This window comes from Chitinophaga vietnamensis (genome assembly GCF_902167635.1).
Classification (GTDB): Bacteria; Bacteroidota; Bacteroidia; order Chitinophagales; family Chitinophagaceae; genus Chitinophaga; species Chitinophaga vietnamensis.
In genome coordinates this window covers 860,326-875,039 of sequence record NZ_CABHMS010000002.1, presented here as the reverse complement: position 1 = coordinate 875,039, position 14,714 = coordinate 860,326, and the positions used below count along the sequence as shown (strand labels likewise).

The 14,714-nt window shown below is 44.5% G+C and carries 18 protein-coding genes; 7 read left to right on the top strand and 11 right to left on the bottom strand.

The window, feature by feature from the left end; genetic code table 11:
* Positions 1–74: 74 nt before the first annotated feature.
* Entirely contained in the window at positions 75–668 is a 594-nt protein-coding gene (locus FPG75_RS07720) for an RNA polymerase sigma factor (RefSeq protein ID WP_143306183.1), read from the bottom strand.
* A gap of 217 nt (positions 669–885) precedes the next feature.
* Here FPG75_RS07720 and FPG75_RS07715 point away from each other — a divergent pair, with 217 nt between their 5' ends.
* A complete protein-coding gene (locus tag FPG75_RS07715) occupies positions 886–1,554 on the top strand; it encodes a hypothetical protein (RefSeq protein ID WP_143306182.1) in 669 nt (222 codons plus the stop codon).
* 364 nt (positions 1,555–1,918) lie between these two features.
* Here FPG75_RS07715 and FPG75_RS07710 read toward each other — a convergent pair whose 3' ends face one another.
* Both FPG75_RS07710 and FPG75_RS07705 read right to left on the bottom strand, forming a co-directional pair.
* Positions 1,919–2,416 carry a hypothetical protein gene (locus FPG75_RS07710; protein ID WP_143306181.1) on the bottom strand — a complete coding sequence of 166 codons (498 nt, stop codon included), beginning with the start codon at positions 2,414–2,416 and terminating at the stop codon, positions 1,919–1,921.
* A 201-nt stretch (positions 2,417–2,617) separates the two neighbouring features.
* Entirely contained in the window at positions 2,618–3,748 is a 1,131-nt protein-coding gene (locus tag FPG75_RS07705; protein WP_143306180.1) for a hypothetical protein, read from the bottom strand.
* Between the two features lie 382 nt (positions 3,749–4,130).
* On the opposite strand from FPG75_RS07705, the gene FPG75_RS07700 reads away from it, so the two are divergent.
* From FPG75_RS07700 to FPG75_RS07685, 4 genes are all read left to right on the top strand, one after another.
* A complete protein-coding gene (locus tag FPG75_RS07700; RefSeq protein WP_143306179.1) occupies positions 4,131–5,339 on the top strand; it encodes a hypothetical protein in 1,209 nt (402 codons plus the stop codon).
* 102 nt (positions 5,340–5,441) lie between these two features.
* Entirely contained in the window at positions 5,442–5,720 is a 279-nt protein-coding gene (locus FPG75_RS07695) for a helix-turn-helix transcriptional regulator (RefSeq protein WP_143306178.1), read from the top strand.
* Positions 5,720–6,391 carry a hypothetical protein gene (locus FPG75_RS07690; protein WP_161596710.1) on the top strand — a complete coding sequence of 224 codons (672 nt, stop codon included), beginning with the start codon at positions 5,720–5,722 and terminating at the stop codon, positions 6,389–6,391. The genes FPG75_RS07695 and FPG75_RS07690 overlap by 1 nt, the downstream gene beginning before the upstream one ends.
* Positions 6,321–6,995 (top strand): P-loop NTPase family protein, encoded by a 675-nt coding sequence (locus FPG75_RS07685; RefSeq protein WP_143306176.1) that lies wholly within the window; start codon positions 6,321–6,323, stop codon positions 6,993–6,995. Before FPG75_RS07690 ends, FPG75_RS07685 begins: the two co-directional genes overlap by 71 nt.
* Before the next feature lie 135 nt (positions 6,996–7,130).
* Here FPG75_RS07685 and FPG75_RS07680 read toward each other — a convergent pair whose 3' ends face one another.
* The 4 genes from FPG75_RS07680 to FPG75_RS07665 all read right to left on the bottom strand — a co-directional run bounded on the left by FPG75_RS07680 (position 7,131) and on the right by FPG75_RS07665 (position 8,548).
* Entirely contained in the window at positions 7,131–7,493 is a 363-nt protein-coding gene (locus FPG75_RS07680) for a hypothetical protein (RefSeq protein WP_143306175.1), read from the bottom strand.
* 76 nt (positions 7,494–7,569) lie between these two features.
* On the bottom strand, positions 7,570–7,767 hold the full coding sequence (locus FPG75_RS07675; protein WP_143306174.1) for a hypothetical protein: 198 nt from the start codon (positions 7,765–7,767) through the stop codon (positions 7,570–7,572).
* Positions 7,745–8,224 carry a PIN domain-containing protein gene (locus FPG75_RS07670; RefSeq protein ID WP_143306173.1) on the bottom strand — a complete coding sequence of 160 codons (480 nt, stop codon included), beginning with the start codon at positions 8,222–8,224 and terminating at the stop codon, positions 7,745–7,747. The genes FPG75_RS07675 and FPG75_RS07670 overlap by 23 nt, the downstream gene beginning before the upstream one ends.
* Positions 8,225–8,347: 123 nt before the next feature.
* Complete coding sequence (locus tag FPG75_RS07665) at positions 8,348–8,548, bottom strand: SymE family type I addiction module toxin (protein ID WP_143306172.1); 201 nt, start codon at positions 8,546–8,548, stop codon at positions 8,348–8,350.
* A gap of 160 nt (positions 8,549–8,708) precedes the next feature.
* Here FPG75_RS07665 and FPG75_RS07660 point away from each other — a divergent pair, with 160 nt between their 5' ends.
* Positions 8,709–9,047 carry a helix-turn-helix domain-containing protein gene (locus FPG75_RS07660; protein ID WP_143306171.1) on the top strand — a complete coding sequence of 113 codons (339 nt, stop codon included), beginning with the start codon at positions 8,709–8,711 and terminating at the stop codon, positions 9,045–9,047.
* 65 nt (positions 9,048–9,112) lie between these two features.
* Here the strand turns inward: FPG75_RS07660 and FPG75_RS07655 are convergent, their stop codons facing one another.
* A complete protein-coding gene (locus tag FPG75_RS07655) occupies positions 9,113–9,304 on the bottom strand; it encodes a hypothetical protein (protein WP_143306170.1) in 192 nt (63 codons plus the stop codon).
* Positions 9,305–9,369: 65 nt separating this feature from the next.
* Positions 9,370–10,092: a hypothetical protein gene (locus FPG75_RS07650; RefSeq protein WP_201747905.1), complete on the bottom strand. Its 723-nt coding sequence runs from the start codon at positions 10,090–10,092 to the stop codon at positions 9,370–9,372.
* Positions 10,093–10,448: 356 nt separating this feature from the next.
* Here FPG75_RS07650 and FPG75_RS07645 point away from each other — a divergent pair, with 356 nt between their 5' ends.
* Positions 10,449–10,781: a YegP family protein gene (locus FPG75_RS07645; RefSeq protein ID WP_143306168.1), complete on the top strand. Its 333-nt coding sequence runs from the start codon at positions 10,449–10,451 to the stop codon at positions 10,779–10,781.
* Positions 10,782–10,980: 199 nt separating this feature from the next.
* Here FPG75_RS07645 and FPG75_RS07640 read toward each other — a convergent pair whose 3' ends face one another.
* Positions 10,981–11,658, bottom strand: coding sequence for a fibronectin type III domain-containing protein (locus FPG75_RS07640; RefSeq protein ID WP_143306167.1), 678 nt, complete (start codon positions 11,656–11,658; stop codon positions 10,981–10,983).
* A 4-nt stretch (positions 11,659–11,662) separates the two neighbouring features.
* Positions 11,663–14,545, bottom strand: coding sequence for an IPT/TIG domain-containing protein (locus tag FPG75_RS07635; RefSeq protein ID WP_143306166.1), 2,883 nt, complete (start codon positions 14,543–14,545; stop codon positions 11,663–11,665).
* Between the last annotated feature and the right edge of the window lie 169 nt (positions 14,546–14,714).

The window sequence follows — 14,714 nt, the reverse complement described above, 5'->3', positions numbered from 1 at the left end:
GAAGATGATGTATTGGTCACTATTACTAAAGACACGAAAAAAAGGCAACAGGTGCAGTGCGCAGAGAAATTTTTTTATCTCATGGTATCAGCAAGTAACCAGATGACCAACAAAGCTGATCCCCCCTGTTTACGTACATACTCCCGCAATGTGTTAAGCGCGCGTATGATATGGCTCTTTACTGTAGCCGGCGCAATGTTCAGCTGCTGCGCAATCTGGGGATGGGTAAGCCCCTGTTCACGACTGAGCCGGAAGATGAGTGATTGCTGAGGTGGCAGCAGGGCAACGGCTTCCGCTATCAGTTGGGCAGTCTGTTTATATTCCATCATCGCCTCGGGAGTAAGATAATCTTCCGGAAGTACATCTTCCACCTGACCTGCGGTAGCTACCTGCCTGTTCAGCTGATTCATGATGGTGTTGCGCGCCATGATGAACAGCCATGGATTAAAATCATGCACCTTTGGAAGATGGCTCCTTTTCTCCCATAGCCGGATAAAGACTAGCTGTACTGCGTCTTTCGCCTCTTCATGATTTTTCAGGAAAGAGAGTGCCACCTGATAGATCCGGTTCCAGTGGTGATCGAACAGCAATTTATAGGCATGCTCATCATCCGCTGCAATCCTCACCAGCAGTGCCTCTTCATCATATGTTGGGTTATTGGTTGGCAATGTTCACTTAAATTGGGTGCGCGCATCTCTGATGCCAAATTACGAATTAAGAATTAAGAATCATAGATCTGCGAGAGATTCCAACAAAAAAGCAGCTTGAAGCTGCCTCGCCTGCCGTGCCGGATGCATTCCTTACCAGCGTAACCGGCAATTTTTGCCAGGATGAAACGTTCCTTTAATAATCCACTTTGTGTTATTGCCTTAATTGAATACCATCATGAAATTATTATCCCTGGCATTATGCCTGCTCATTGCTTCAACGCTCTTCGCACAGCGCATTGCGTTCACTAAAGAAAATATTGAAGGCAACCTGGTCAATTTTTCTTTTGAGAAATCTATGGGAGATGGAGTAATCAGAGTAGTGAAAGATAGCGCTATCACAACTTTCGACCTGCCAACATTTGTGAAGATCAAAAATCTCGAATTTAAAAATGGCACGATCGAAATTGATGTGCGCAGCAGCATATTGCCGAACGCTCCGGAATCAGCCCGGGGGTTTATAGGCGTGGCGTTCCGGATAACTCCGGACAACTCGCATTTTGAAAGCATTTACCTCAGACCAGCCAACGCTCGTGTGATGAACCAGGTAAGGCGCAATCATTCCATACAATATTTCTCTTTTCCTGATTATAAATTCGACCGGCTGCGAAAAGAATTTCCTGAAGAATATGAATCCTACGCTGATATGGAGCTTGACAAATGGATCCGGTTAAAAATTATAGTACATGATACTCATGCCAAACTTTTCATAAACGGGCAAGACCAACCTTCCCTTATTGTGAATGACCTGAAGCTAGGCGCTGATGTTATTGGCGGTATCGGGCTATGGGTGGAGTTTGGAACGGAAGGCTTTTTCAGAAATCTCCGTATTACCAAAAGTGAATAAACCAATTTATTCATTGTGAAAACTATAATTGCTGCCAGCGCCTTCTCTCCCCCGTTTTATTAATACCATCTTTTTTATCAAATATTCCATTTATTTTTGCCGCGCTCCGGGCCTGATTAACCCCGGCCTTTCCACCAGGCCGATGCCCCGGAAAATATATATTACAGATGAAAAATAGTTCAACAAACTATAATCGGGCAAACGAAACGTCCCAAAAATAAAAGCGAAATGTCCACTTTTCGGATGACATTTTCGCTAAATCCCCCCGAATTTTTAAAAATAATAAGCCCGGCGCTTGCCGGGCCATAAATCTGCTATGTTAGCTCCTCGCCGATTTCTGCAAATCAACAATCGCTACAAACCATTAATTTACTACCGTTGCCATAGTCACCTTTAATAATTCAAGTTCAACATACCGAGTGGCTTTGCTTTCATCAACATCTTTATTAAACCAATACTTTATCTTTTTCTCGTCAATTCTATCATCACAGCCTCTCATCTCAAATGAAAAGAGAAATGGTATAAATACCTCAAATCTATCACTAAGGTGCCTTGCAGGAAGTACCTTCTGCCAATCCATTTTTGAGAAAACCTTCTTTAAAGTATCCGTTGATTTCAGCAGTCCCTTTGGAATTTCATCGATAAAAACCAATGAGTCGATCTTATTATTAGTTACCGTTATTTTAATAGTTGAGTACAAAGATTTGCAACTTTTCATAAAATTGGGGGAGGGATTTATCACCTTAAACACTTTACCATATATTCTTTCGACTTCACTATTATGCTCAATTTTTGTCTGGGCATAAACGTTGTTATTCATCCATATCATTGTTGCAAACACTAGAATCATTAATCTTGCCATATGCAGCGGTTTTATAATGTTAGTTATTGATGATTAATTGCATTTTATACCTTTATTCCCTGCCCTGTAGTCACGGTTCACTATCGCAATAGCCTGTGCTTTCGCTGGATCAGTTGCCAAAAGGGTCTGCCACGCAATACTTTTCTGTAGTCCACCCCAAGCCAGTGCCACCGCGTCATCTTTAGGCATACTTGGATATACTTAGACAAGCATTGTAGCCATTTCATCTACATAGTACCCAGCCATTTCCTGATGTTGAACAAAGTTTTGATCAACTGTAGGGTCTATACCCCTTACATTGAAATATCCATGAATAATTTCGTGAGCAAGAGTGGCTGCTATATACTCCTTCAATACGCCCGAGTTCAAAGTAATGTATTCTTTGAGAAAGCTACCTGAATTACTACTAGTAGTCTTTCCATCCTCACTTGGATCGAGAACTCCCTCTTGGAAAATAAGGTCCATTTTTTCCGAGGTGCTGAACATTTTATTTAAAATATTCGTAACAAAATCGTTCGACGATGCCCCTTGCATATCACTTAACGTTGCTTTGAAACATGGCGTTTCTAATAAATCGATGACATCACTTACAGCAACTCCTGGCGTATCTCCGCTACTAACGCCTCCACCACCGCCACTGTAGTCAGGTTCGCCACCTCCACTGTTTCCACCGCTGTCGCCCTGAAATTCTGTGTCTCTCGTGCAAACGGTCGTTGAGCCAAGATACTCCGTGCCAATTAACTGGCCTTCACGATAAACTTCCTGCCAGTACTCTGTTGTAATACAGACGCCCTCAGTTCTCGGTTTGTTAGATTTGTAACCAATAGAGACGTCTAATTTCCAGGCTTTGCCATCCTTATATCTATATCCTCTATTAACATTTCCCGCCCAATCTGTTACTAGGATGTTGCCGGAAAATGCCTTTCCAGCTGTGTTTTCATCAAGGAATTTATAAACAACTTCGGCACGCATTTCTCCTTTCTTATCTTTGAAAATTGACAAAAAAGGGCGAACATGGAGCGGCCGTATCGTTTTCCCTCCATCTTTTGAAATAGCTATTGTCTGTTTAAATTTTAGTGGAACGATCACAACTTCAAAAGACTGCAATTTCTCCACATCTGCATTTTTCCAATCCGTTTCCAGCTGAAAAGAAAATTGATTTGCCTCAATACCCTTTTGTTTCTTTTGCTGTACCTCGGACATGAAGTATTCTTTTGCAGCTTCTATGAGGTTTTGAAACTTGTTTGCTTGCCTGTCATCTTTTTTACAGGCATAAAATACAAAAACGGTTACGCATAACAATGCGGTTAACAAAACCAACTTCTTGCTCATGTGAATAAAAGTTTTAGTAGGATGATATTGTTTGGGTTACGTCCGATCCAGCTACAGTAGGCTATAACGAACTGCTACAATTTAATTACTTTTCTGAAATAATAACAAAAAGGCCGGGTAAAAACTCTGGCACGGAAGGCTTTTTCAGAAATCTCCGTATTACCAAAAGTGAATAAACCAATTTATTCATTGTGAAAACCATCATAAGAGAAGCGGCGACTGGTGCGCGCTGCAATAACTTAACCAGCGATTAACATTTTCCATACAACTAAAACCGCCCCTTATGGGTTGATGACAGGTAAACCATACCCAAAAACCAACCCGCATGTTTGTAACACCATGCCTCGGTACTGTATTATAAGCACTCGAAAAACCATACTGTATGCCCCTGCACTATCAATTATCTTTCTTCGACAAACTTATCTGTACTGAACTAAAAGAAGGAATAGGGAAACAAAACCAGCCCAGCAAGAATTTTTACACAACTGCGCTCTCCGATATTAACCACCATAACGAGGGAATATGGCGAAGTTTTGGTAATCACCTTTACGATCAGGGTGGATGGGAACAGATGACCTGGTACATCCAGTTGCATCAACAACAACTGGTATCGCTCATGGATCAAATAGCCTCCTTCCTGCCTGGTGTTGATATTAACGAACTACAAATCATACCTGATGCCCTGTGCTGGCCCAACCTGGCAAAGGTCGTCTATGACTCACTCGAAAGATTCCTCACTTTTCTGGAATCAGAATTCCCCGCCTACCTGAACCCCGATTGTAGAATACCGGCCGCCCGGCTGCGCAATGCCATCCCCGATCTTTCCGCAAACTACCAGTACCTGTTTGATAACTTCAGGAATAATGGTATTGATGAAGACCTCCTGCAGGTAACATTACAGCCATTCCTGGATGTTATCCATGCAGATCAGGTAAGCTACCACCAGTTCTTGTATCTTCAAACCTACCGCAGGCAGTTGTCGGTATTATTGACAATGCAACATAGTGACCTGACAGCAGAATTGGAACAGCTATTACATTATATCAATTTCAACAATGTACATTATGTACAATATGCTATCAATGGCATCTCCGCTGAACTGGACGGATACCCCACTATCCGGGAAAAAATGAACAGAATAATATGGTTACAAAAAAACATTCGTCAAATAGTCGTAAAGCCTGATACCGCTTACAGCAAAACGCACCCCTCACTGCAAACAGCATTGCTGGACTGGCTGAGCATTGAAATGAAGTATTTGAAGAAGAAAGAGACATTGTTAGGCAATACCACAGCGCCGGACGAGCTCCTTCGCTGGAAAGACTTCAAAGTATTGACCACCTTCTCCGTCCCGCAGCTCGGTAACATCCTGAAGTTATTGTTGGAAACAGAACTGTACCAGAATAAAAACAAATCAGAATTACTCGATTTCTTCTCCTATTTCTTCACTACGGTAAAACAGGACAACGTTTCTGCCACCAGTCTCCGGGCTAACTTCTATAAAGAAGATGCATCTGTTTCCAGATCCGTACGCGATATCCTGATCAGGCTCGCCAACCAGCTGTACAAGCCCGAAATTTTATCAAAATAAAAAACTGACTATCAATATAATACAAAGGGTACTGTTACCCCTGTGACTGTTCTCGCGTCATATAGATTTTTTTCTTTGTTGCTATTCATCAATGCAAACTTTATGGCAACAATGCTTACACAAGAAGACCTGATCGCATTCAAAAAGGAATTGCTGCATGAGCTGCAACACCTCATTAAAAACATGCCCACACCAGATCGCCGGTGGATTAAATCATACCAGGTGCGTGATATGCTGGGCATTTCCGCCGGCACACTACAGCAGCTGCGCATTAACGGCACGCTTCCGTTTACGAAGATGGGAGGCCTCGTTCTCTATGACTATTCCGATATTGTCCAGCTGATGGAAAGCAGGAAGCAACATTTAAAAAATATAAGATGATGGCTTCCGCTCCTGTACGCATTAATTATATCAGGCACCTCAATGCTTTCTTCGCACAGGTGAGGAAGGATCACCGTCTACATGCGCAGCACATCAGCCTGTACATGGCCTTGTTCTATACCTGGAACCGGCATCATTTTCATACTTCCTTTCCCGTCCTGCGCGAAGAAATCATGAGGCTTAGCCGTATTGGTTCCCGCAACACTTACACAATGTGCATGAAACATTTGCATGCCTGTGGGTATATCTGCTATCAGCAGGCAGCTCAACTTTTTGCGCCAGCCACCATTTCCATGTGTCCTATATTTGAGACCCTGAAGGGTCCCGGAACAGAGACCCTGTCGGTCCCGGATCAGGGACACATTTATTATAAACAAATAAACAAGATAAAACAGGAGGAAAAAAAAGCGCTCTCTCCCCCGCTGGCCCAGGTGCAAGCATTTTTTAACGCCAACGCCTACCCGGAAACAGAGGCCAGTAAATTCTTTCATCACTATGAAGCTAACGGCTGGCGCCAGGGCGGCCGCGCGCCAATCACCAACTGGCAGGCCGCCGCACACAAATGGGTACTCAACATTCATCCAACTAAACCCAAAGGTCATGAACAATACACTCCCGCTGCAACAAAGCTCCACTGCAACCAAAACAAAAGTTATACAGACCCCTTATGATTATCATCAACTGATCTGCCATTTTGAAGAAGCTGGCCAGGCTTATTATGGCAAACACTTCCAGGTGCAGGAAAAAGACCGTCCGCTCATTCTCAAACTAATGGCCTACTTTCTCCGTGATGAGGCCATCGCTGCCAACGAAGCATTAAATCTCAATAAAGGCATCTTGCTGATGGGCCCCATTGGTTGCGGAAAAACCTCTCTGATCACACTGTTGCGGGCACTCTGTAATGATATCTACCGGCCGCATATGGTTTCTTGTCGTGAAGTAACATTTGAATTCAGCCGCAATGGCTTTGACGCCATCAGCAAATACAGCAGCCGGGCTTTCTTTCCCTATTCTGATGTGCCACGTGTACATTGCTTTGATGATCTCGGCCTGGAAACCAATATTACCTTCTGGGGAAACAATTGTAATGTGATGGCGGAGATCCTCCTCTCCCGCTACGATCTGTTCGTTGCACAAAAAATGCTCACACATGTTACCACCAATCTCAACAGTCAGGAACTGGAAGCTATCTACGGCAATCGACTGCGCAGCCGGATGCGGGCCATGTTCAACCTGGTGGCATTCGAACCGGATAGCACCGACAAACGCCGATAACATCCAACTAGCTGAAACCCGGAATGCTCTGTACAAAACGGCGTTTGCTCATGCTGAACACTGGAATGCTCAGGAAAAGTGCTACAAAAAAATCCACCTGATGAGTACATCAGGTGGATACTATACCGGCTTATGTCATGATTGTTTTTTCTCAGCACGGACAGATTCAGCCCATTGCTGAAAACGTTCATGGGCTTCTTTTAGATGACGGCGTAACAACTCCCGGTCATTGTAATACTTCAGGCCCCATTCATCTCTGATCTTGCGCACTTCCGCTACCGCGTCATATTCTTTGATTATCTTCGTAGCGGGTATTGTAGTGGTTCGTGCTGTTTCTAATTTTGCTTCGCTTAGAGCCGCCATCCTTTTTTCAAAACGCTCACTGGCTTCTTTCAAATCATGAGCCATTAGCTCGGGGTTGTTCCAATATTTCAGGCTCATTTCGTCCCTGATTTTACGTACTTCTGCTACGGCATCATACTCTTTGACTTTCTTCATAATTGACAGGTTTTAAAATTTCTCTTGGTATACTGGTTTTTATGGTTGGAAACCCATCTGTAAAGTATTGATGAAATCATAGACCAGAACCATCCCGGCTTACATCATTTTGTTTTCTTTCAGCACGGACGGATTCAGCCAATTGTTGAAAATGCTCACGAGCTTCTCTTAGATGGCGGTGTAACAACTCCCGGTCGTTGTAATGCTTCAGGCCCCATTCGTCCCTGATTTTACGTACTTCGGCTACAGCATCATACGTTTTGGTTTTCTTCATAATTGACAGGTTTTAAAATTTCTCTTGGTGTTCTTATTTCTATGGTTGGATACCCCATTTGTAAATTAATGAAATTATACAACTTTATCTTATCCAAATTAACGACATGCTTGAAATTCCAACTGGCCAATACCCTCGCCCCGCTTAACGTAGCGATGGCGATATGATGAGCATCATCAAAGCTCTTGTTACTCAAAGCACCAGCCGCAATATAGGCATCAGCTAACGTCTCGGTCTGCGTTGTGCCATTGTACCGCGTTTTAAAATCATCTGGCACATCAAACAGCTTTAGGCGCACAGCTATTGGAGCTCCTACCAATTCCTGCTCTACCACATCAGAAATTACCAGGCGCTTTATGCCAGTCTTAAACTCTTCAAACAATACATTACTGAATTCCATGAATTCAATATCAAAGCAACCTCCTATCACGGAGGTATCCGCGTAAACACTCAACATGAACATAAGAATTAAAAAATGAGAGGAAAGGGTTAACATATCAGGCGGAGATGCCTGATACTTCCGGGTTAAACAATAAGCATATCAGCTTATACTTTTTGAGCAGGTGCACCAGCCTGCCATCTAGGTGCGTGTTGCGTTGGTTTTACTGATAACTAAACGGTTGTTTTTGACCTGCACTTCAACATAATCGCCTATCTGAAAACCGGCCTGCTCCAGCCAAACTCCCGCAAGGGATATGCAGGAAACGATTTTGTGTTCAAATCTGCGCTCTTGATGTAAGTACTTTACTTTTAACTGTCTGGTTGGGTGTTGGTTTTTCATAACTACGCTTATTATTCCACAATATACTTATAAGCGTTTTAAAATACTAAAATATTTAGTATTTTAACAAATATTTTAGTATTGGCAATTTAAGAATCAACAGGTTTCATTAGCTTTGAATCTGTTAAATATTTACTTGAAGTAACCCAAAAGATCAACTATGACATTCGGACACAGAGTATCCACTATCCGAAAGCAACGGAACCTTAATCAGGTAGAACTTGGCGAACTGATTGATACGAGCGCCAATGTGATCAGTAAATACGAACGAGACTTCATCAAACCTTCCATAGATGTCGCAAGCAAGATTGCAAAAGTGCTCAATGTATCCATCGACTATCTCGTCAACGGCATAAACCCCGCAGCAAAGCCAATTACATTGGATGAAGCCAATAAGCTCCGGCAGTTCGATCAGCTGCCCGCAGAAGATAAAGCACACCTGCTCGCCGTGCTGGATGCATTCCTCACCAAAGCCAAACTCCAATCATTACACGGATAGTAAAAACTGACAGGCACCCGCTACATGCGGATGCCTGTCAATTCAAACAACGGGAACGATAACGCCTAACTGCTTTCTTCCTGAACAGCAGCCTGACTAACGCCACTCATCACCATACCGGCAACAGCCAGGTATCCGGCGATTTTTGCTATGATGACCGCCACCGCCGGAACTCCCATCAAAGCGCCGCTGATAGCGGTAAGCAGCAAGCCTATGTTACGCACCTTGCTGAAAAAACGGCGGTGTAGCCGTTGCAAAACGTGCTATGAGCTTCATATACGTTTTTTGGGGTTAAACAATCGACAGGACCGGCCGGTCGTGATTACGCAGGAACGCCGGAAACCTCTACCAGGGCCGCCGCATTGTAGGCGCCACTCTTCAGGCTGTACAACGCACCATTTACCTGCTGATAAAACTCAATCCCAAAAGCCAGGAACAATGGTTTTTTCGTAGCAGCCGTCACATTCGTGGACAGGCTCACCAACGCTGTAGGCTTGGCATCGATCGGCAGTTCAGCGGTTGCAGCAACGCCATTCACTGAGGTCTCGGCTTCGAAGTCGATCTCCGCACCAGCAATCTGCATTTTGAAATGCGTAGCACCAGGGGGCACCACCAGGCTATTGGCCGGCGTGAATGCAGGTATATCCACCTTCAGGACGCCTGCCGCACGGTCAATGGAAGCAGTGAACGGAGCATACAACGTAGTGGCCAGCGGACTGTTGCCGTTGAAGTCGAAACCCTTCAACAGCTCAGCTTCACCATCGATCACGTTACGCTGTCCGCGTGGACTGGTAGCATCCGCCTTGATCACCCGCATCATCTCGCGGGTCAGTCTTGCAGTAACATACGAGTCACTGATGTTCATCAGCAACATACGAAATGCAGTACGCAACACCTTACCGGCTTTACCAGCACGACCAAACTCGGCCCCGTTCTCACGGGTACGCATAAACGCCGGATCAGTGGCAATACGGTTAGCGTCAATGCCGCCTTTCTCACGTGCCATATGCCCCACCTTGGACTTGTAGAAGGTGATATTACCCATCGTGCCTTTAAGAGGAATGATTCCACTTTGTTTTGCCATAACAATACAATTTCAGGTTAACAAAAAGGGCTTTTTCATAGCCAAGCCCGTCAGGCTCACATCTGCGCGATGATATAGTTAGGATTGCAATCAATACAAACTTATACCAGTATTTTTATAGAAAGAAATTTCCATACCGATTGTATCAGAATCACCTGAATTGATAGCCACCCTGTGAATGCATATTGTATGGATCAAGGCAGGATACTCCCTGTTTCAAGGCAGTATAAGGCATAGAGTAGCATATTATTACTATGAGCCCCTCATGAGGTTTACAATTATTCACTTATCTTCAGATACACCAAATCAATCTTAATATGGGAAAATTTGTTATCACCAAAAGCACCAATGGAGAATTTCGTTTCAAACTCAATGCCGGCAATGGAGAAACAATTCTCGTCAGCGAAGGCTACACCACAAAAGCGAATTGCGAAAACGGGATTGCATCAGTAAGAACCAATTCCCAGCATGATGAACGATTCGAAAAGAAAACCGCCAAAAATGGCGAATACTATTTTAATCTGAAAGCTACAAATGGCCAGGTAATTGTCACCAGTCAGATGTACGAAAGTGCTGCTGGACGGGACCATGGTATTGCTGCCGTCAAAAGTAATGCTCCAATGGCTACCGTAGATGACCAAACTACATAGCGGCTCTGCTTCACAGTAAGCGCCAGGCCTGCAAAGGCCGTTTCTTTCTGTTCCAGGGTATAGTTATAAAATCCTTTCAGTAGTTCAAGATAGCACCTGATACACATGCCAGGCTTTTCATAAATGGGCGAGACCAACCTGGAAAATCATCTCTAATAAAATAAAAGAAGCGCCTTCCGGCGCTTCTTTTATTTTAAGATCAGTTTACTTTAAACTGGAAAGTTCCTGAATCAGATGTATTGCCGTTGGCATCATGCGTGACGACCTTCCAGTAGTACGTTGTATTGGAAGTAACAGGTACGTTATTCAAAAACATATCTGTAACATTGCTCTTATACAAAGCGGGAGTAGCATTGGTATCAAAGTAAACGTCATATCCGGTGATGTTTTTGTCTACCGCGCTGCCCGTCCAGGTGAGCGAAATTTGTCCGCCCGTAGCAGTAAGGCTCTGGCCGAACGATGGCGCCGTAATAGCGGCAGGGAAAGGCGCATATGAAGTAGTGCCGGGGCCTGCGTTATAAAACTTCCAGGTATCACTTGCAGTGAAAGCAGATGTTTTACCTGACTTGGCAACCACATACCAGGAGTAAGGCGTATTCCGTAATAAAACAACCGAATCGCGATTGGTGGTAATTGTCTGGCTGATAGAATCCCGCGTCAAAAGATTTTTAATATGCAGTTCATAGCTGTCGGTATTACTGGATGCATTCCAGCTGAATACAATGGCGCTTTGTGTGTTTGATATCACCACGCCATTGGTGCATGCAGCATTTTGCGCAGGGAATATGAGTGTTGCTTTTCCGGGAGGCAGCGGATCATCCTTCTTTCCACATGCAACGCCCAATATCATCAATGACAAAAAAAGATATCTCTTCATCGCATTATTTTTTCAATAATTTAAATACTGTTTCTTCATTATCTGTATTGAGCCGCAGCATATAAAGGCCGTCGTTCAAGGCGGAAAGGTCTACCGACATTACACCGGATTGATTCACATATTCACGGATATATACCATTTTCCCCCTTACATCATACACTCTCAGCAGCGCTTTCCTGATATTGTTTTCGCCCAGGTCGAGCTTGATGGTATGTTGGAAAGGATTGGGATATACCAGGATATCATTGCCAAGATTGACATGCTTTGTGATCTGGCCCTGACAGTATTTGTCGGTGCTCACAACGATCTTGTTCTCCCCATTTTTAAGTGGCAGGATGATCTGGTTTTTATCTGTGGTGATGGCAGAATCGTTCACTACCAGGTGATACAAGGCGCCGCCATCCAATGATAAGGTGATGGCCCTATCTACCTTACTCACTGCAATGTACGCTGTCAGGTCTTTGGGTTCTGTTATCACTGCGGTAAAACATTGCTGATAGCCAGGCTGGTTGGCTACTTTCAGGCAAATGGTGTAAGTGCCTGCAGCGAGGTTTTTGATATCCTGTGTGGTAGTGAAGGGATAGGAAGCGTTTTGTCCATTACCGGTAATGGTAACCGTATAATTCAGCGCCTGCGTTGCCTGTATATTGATCATACCATCGCTTACGCCTTTACAGGTAGCGCTGGTATTAGTGATCTTGAAATTGGTAGGCGGCAGGGAGTATACGAAGTTAAATCCGGCATAAGTGGCAACGCCACCTTTTGCTGTAACGACTACATTGCCGCTGGCGCCAGCGCCCAACACCGCAGTAATGCTGGTGGGAGAATTAACGGTAAACGAGGCGGCGGCGGTATCTCCGAAAGTCACGCTGCTGGCTCCGGTGAAGTTGGCGCCAGTGATGGTGACAGTAGTGCCTACTGTTGCATTAGACGGGCTCACGCTCGTTATAGTAGGGGCAGGTATAAACGTAAAGCTCGAGAATGTTGCTGTTCCTCCCGGTGTGATAACTGCTACACTGCCGCTGGCGCCAGCTCCCACTACGGCGGTGAGAACGGAATCAGTGACCATTGTAAAAGAAGAGGCCGGTGTGCCGCCAAAGCTGACCGCACTTACTTTGAGGAGATTTTTACCTTTGATCGTTACCGTTGCTCCTTTTCCTGCGGAATCAGGTGTAATGCCATTGATGACAGGTTGGAGCATAGCGGAAGGTGTATTATAGCGAAACAGTGTATTACCAATGATAGCATAAAATGCGCTGTCGGCATCTCTGTATACGCTGTTCCAAACTCCGGAAAGTGGCGCCACAGGCGCGGTTAAGCTATCCATGTAATAGGCATAACTGTTATAAAAAGAATCGCCGGTACCATACAGCACTCTCCCTCTGTCGCCTATTGCCACAGGACTTTCGGTGAGAGAAAAGAAGCTTACCTGTTTGGTGGTTTTATCGGGATACCTCATCCACATATGGTTCTTCGTTGCTACACCCGGTTGAACAGGGGTGGTATCCGGTTTATTATAAAACAGGTAATGGTCTTTCATGATGAACCTCATGGTAGGCCCCAGGTTATAGTTAACAGTGCCTTGTATCAGATGCAAAGTATCAGGTGACAAGCTGTAAGCGCCGGGGTTCACATAAGCGAGGTCGCCTTTGTCGATAAAAGGTTTTGCGTCTCTTGGCCCGGGGCTCAGCACTTGCGTGGTGGCGCTGCTGATAGTATACTTATAAATTCGACCGTTGAACACATACAGCACTTCTCCATCAGGGCTTAAATATGAATCTTTGTTAGCGTCAGCTTGTAGATAAACGGTAGCGAGTGTAGTAAGATCTGTGACGGCTGTTTGAGGATTACCCAGGCTGCTAAGACTATACCAAAGCAGGTAATTGCCACTGGCTTGTATATCATAGCCTGAACTCGAGAAGGTAGCCCCAAGCCGTTGCGGAAGATTTATCAGGGAATCGTTTCTCCACAGATATAACCGCGATTCAGATCTGTTTAAATTATCTGGTGGAGTGGTTGCTGATAATGCAGCCCCTCCATTACACAGGAAGCCGTACTTATACATATCCCTTTTGTCTGGCGCACCTGGCGGATATGGAATAGTGGTAACAGTACCATCTTTAATGTTGGTAATATTGAAAGTAGGCGTGCTAACCAACGCAGCATTGTTACCGGGAAAACTATCCAGCCACGTTAGTACCCGATTATCTTTAAAGTCTAATATGCCGCCCCCACCAACAAAATACGGAACAAGGTATGCCCCTCTGTCCCAGTAAGCACTCGTTGTGGCCGTGACGGTTTGCTGGATACTGTCGGTAGCGGAAAAGATGATATCTGTAACGCCGTGGTCCTGTTTGGGAAATTCATCAATTAATGTATCGATTTTATTCACAAAAGGCAATGGGTCACCGCCGGAGCCAATCTTTACTGTACCAGCACAATTAACAGCGCCGGAGTCCAGTACAGAGGCCTTTATATGTATCTTTCCCTGAAAGGCGCCGCCCCGCACAGGTGATTCGATATGGATCACCGGATGATAATCCAGTATGAACATAACGGAATCTTTTTGTGTATTCCCTAACACATCCCGCACGTATACAACGGCCCAGTAAGGCCCCTGTGGGAGCCCTCTCAAGGAAAAGCCGGCTCCCCAATACATATACAGAGGATTATAAACAAATGGTCTGGTCATGCCGGCAATTGTTACCTGGAAAGTATCCACCGCATAAGTAGATACCGCAGCAGCAACAACGTTCATGTCTTCGCCGCGGTGCTGGCCACTTGTAGGAGAGTTGATAATTATCTTAATAGAAGCCCTTCCCGCCAGCGGAAGAAAGAAGAGCAATATTAAACCTGTGATAAGTAGTTTCGTGTAAAATTTTTTCATGGCTACAAACGGGGGGCTAGATAATAATTTGAATATACAAATTTAAACCTTATTATCCTTTTAAACTATATGTAGGGTGTTTTATTTGACAAGAAAAGTTCGACCCGCGAGACCATCAAAACACAGGGCGTTCTGAAAGAAGCAAACCGGCATACCGCCTTCTCTCCCC

Excerpts from the sequence above, each read along its gene's own strand:
- FPG75_RS07690 (WP_161596710.1), top strand. The coding sequence starts at position 5,720 with ATGGCTTCCGCTCCTGTACGCATTAATTATATCAGGCACCTCAATGCT.
- FPG75_RS07685 (WP_143306176.1), top strand. The coding sequence starts at position 6,321 with ATGAACAATACACTCCCGCTGCAACAAAGCTCCACTGCAACCAAAACA.
- FPG75_RS07675 (WP_143306174.1), bottom strand. The coding sequence starts at position 7,767 with ATGAAGAAAACCAAAACGTATGATGCTGTAGCCGAAGTACGTAAAATC.
- FPG75_RS07670 (WP_143306173.1), bottom strand. The coding sequence starts at position 8,224 with ATGTTGAGTGTTTACGCGGATACCTCCGTGATAGGAGGTTGCTTTGAT.
- FPG75_RS07680 (WP_143306175.1), bottom strand. The coding sequence starts at position 7,493 with ATGAAGAAAGTCAAAGAGTATGATGCCGTAGCAGAAGTACGTAAAATC.
- FPG75_RS07635 (WP_143306166.1), bottom strand. The coding sequence starts at position 14,545 with ATGAAAAAATTTTACACGAAACTACTTATCACAGGTTTAATATTGCTC.
- FPG75_RS07645 (WP_143306168.1), top strand. The coding sequence starts at position 10,449 with ATGGGAAAATTTGTTATCACCAAAAGCACCAATGGAGAATTTCGTTTC.
- FPG75_RS07715 (WP_143306182.1), top strand. The coding sequence starts at position 886 with ATGAAATTATTATCCCTGGCATTATGCCTGCTCATTGCTTCAACGCTC.
- FPG75_RS07710 (WP_143306181.1), bottom strand. The coding sequence starts at position 2,416 with ATGGCAAGATTAATGATTCTAGTGTTTGCAACAATGATATGGATGAAT.
- FPG75_RS07700 (WP_143306179.1), top strand. The coding sequence starts at position 4,131 with ATGCCCCTGCACTATCAATTATCTTTCTTCGACAAACTTATCTGTACT.
- FPG75_RS07695 (WP_143306178.1), top strand. The coding sequence starts at position 5,442 with ATGGCAACAATGCTTACACAAGAAGACCTGATCGCATTCAAAAAGGAA.
- FPG75_RS07705 (WP_143306180.1), bottom strand. The coding sequence starts at position 3,748 with ATGAGCAAGAAGTTGGTTTTGTTAACCGCATTGTTATGCGTAACCGTT.
- FPG75_RS07660 (WP_143306171.1), top strand. The coding sequence starts at position 8,709 with ATGACATTCGGACACAGAGTATCCACTATCCGAAAGCAACGGAACCTT.
- FPG75_RS07665 (WP_143306172.1), bottom strand. The coding sequence starts at position 8,548 with ATGAAAAACCAACACCCAACCAGACAGTTAAAAGTAAAGTACTTACAT.
- FPG75_RS07640 (WP_143306167.1), bottom strand. The coding sequence starts at position 11,658 with ATGAAGAGATATCTTTTTTTGTCATTGATGATATTGGGCGTTGCATGT.
- FPG75_RS07650 (WP_201747905.1), bottom strand. The coding sequence starts at position 10,092 with ATGGGTAATATCACCTTCTACAAGTCCAAGGTGGGGCATATGGCACGT.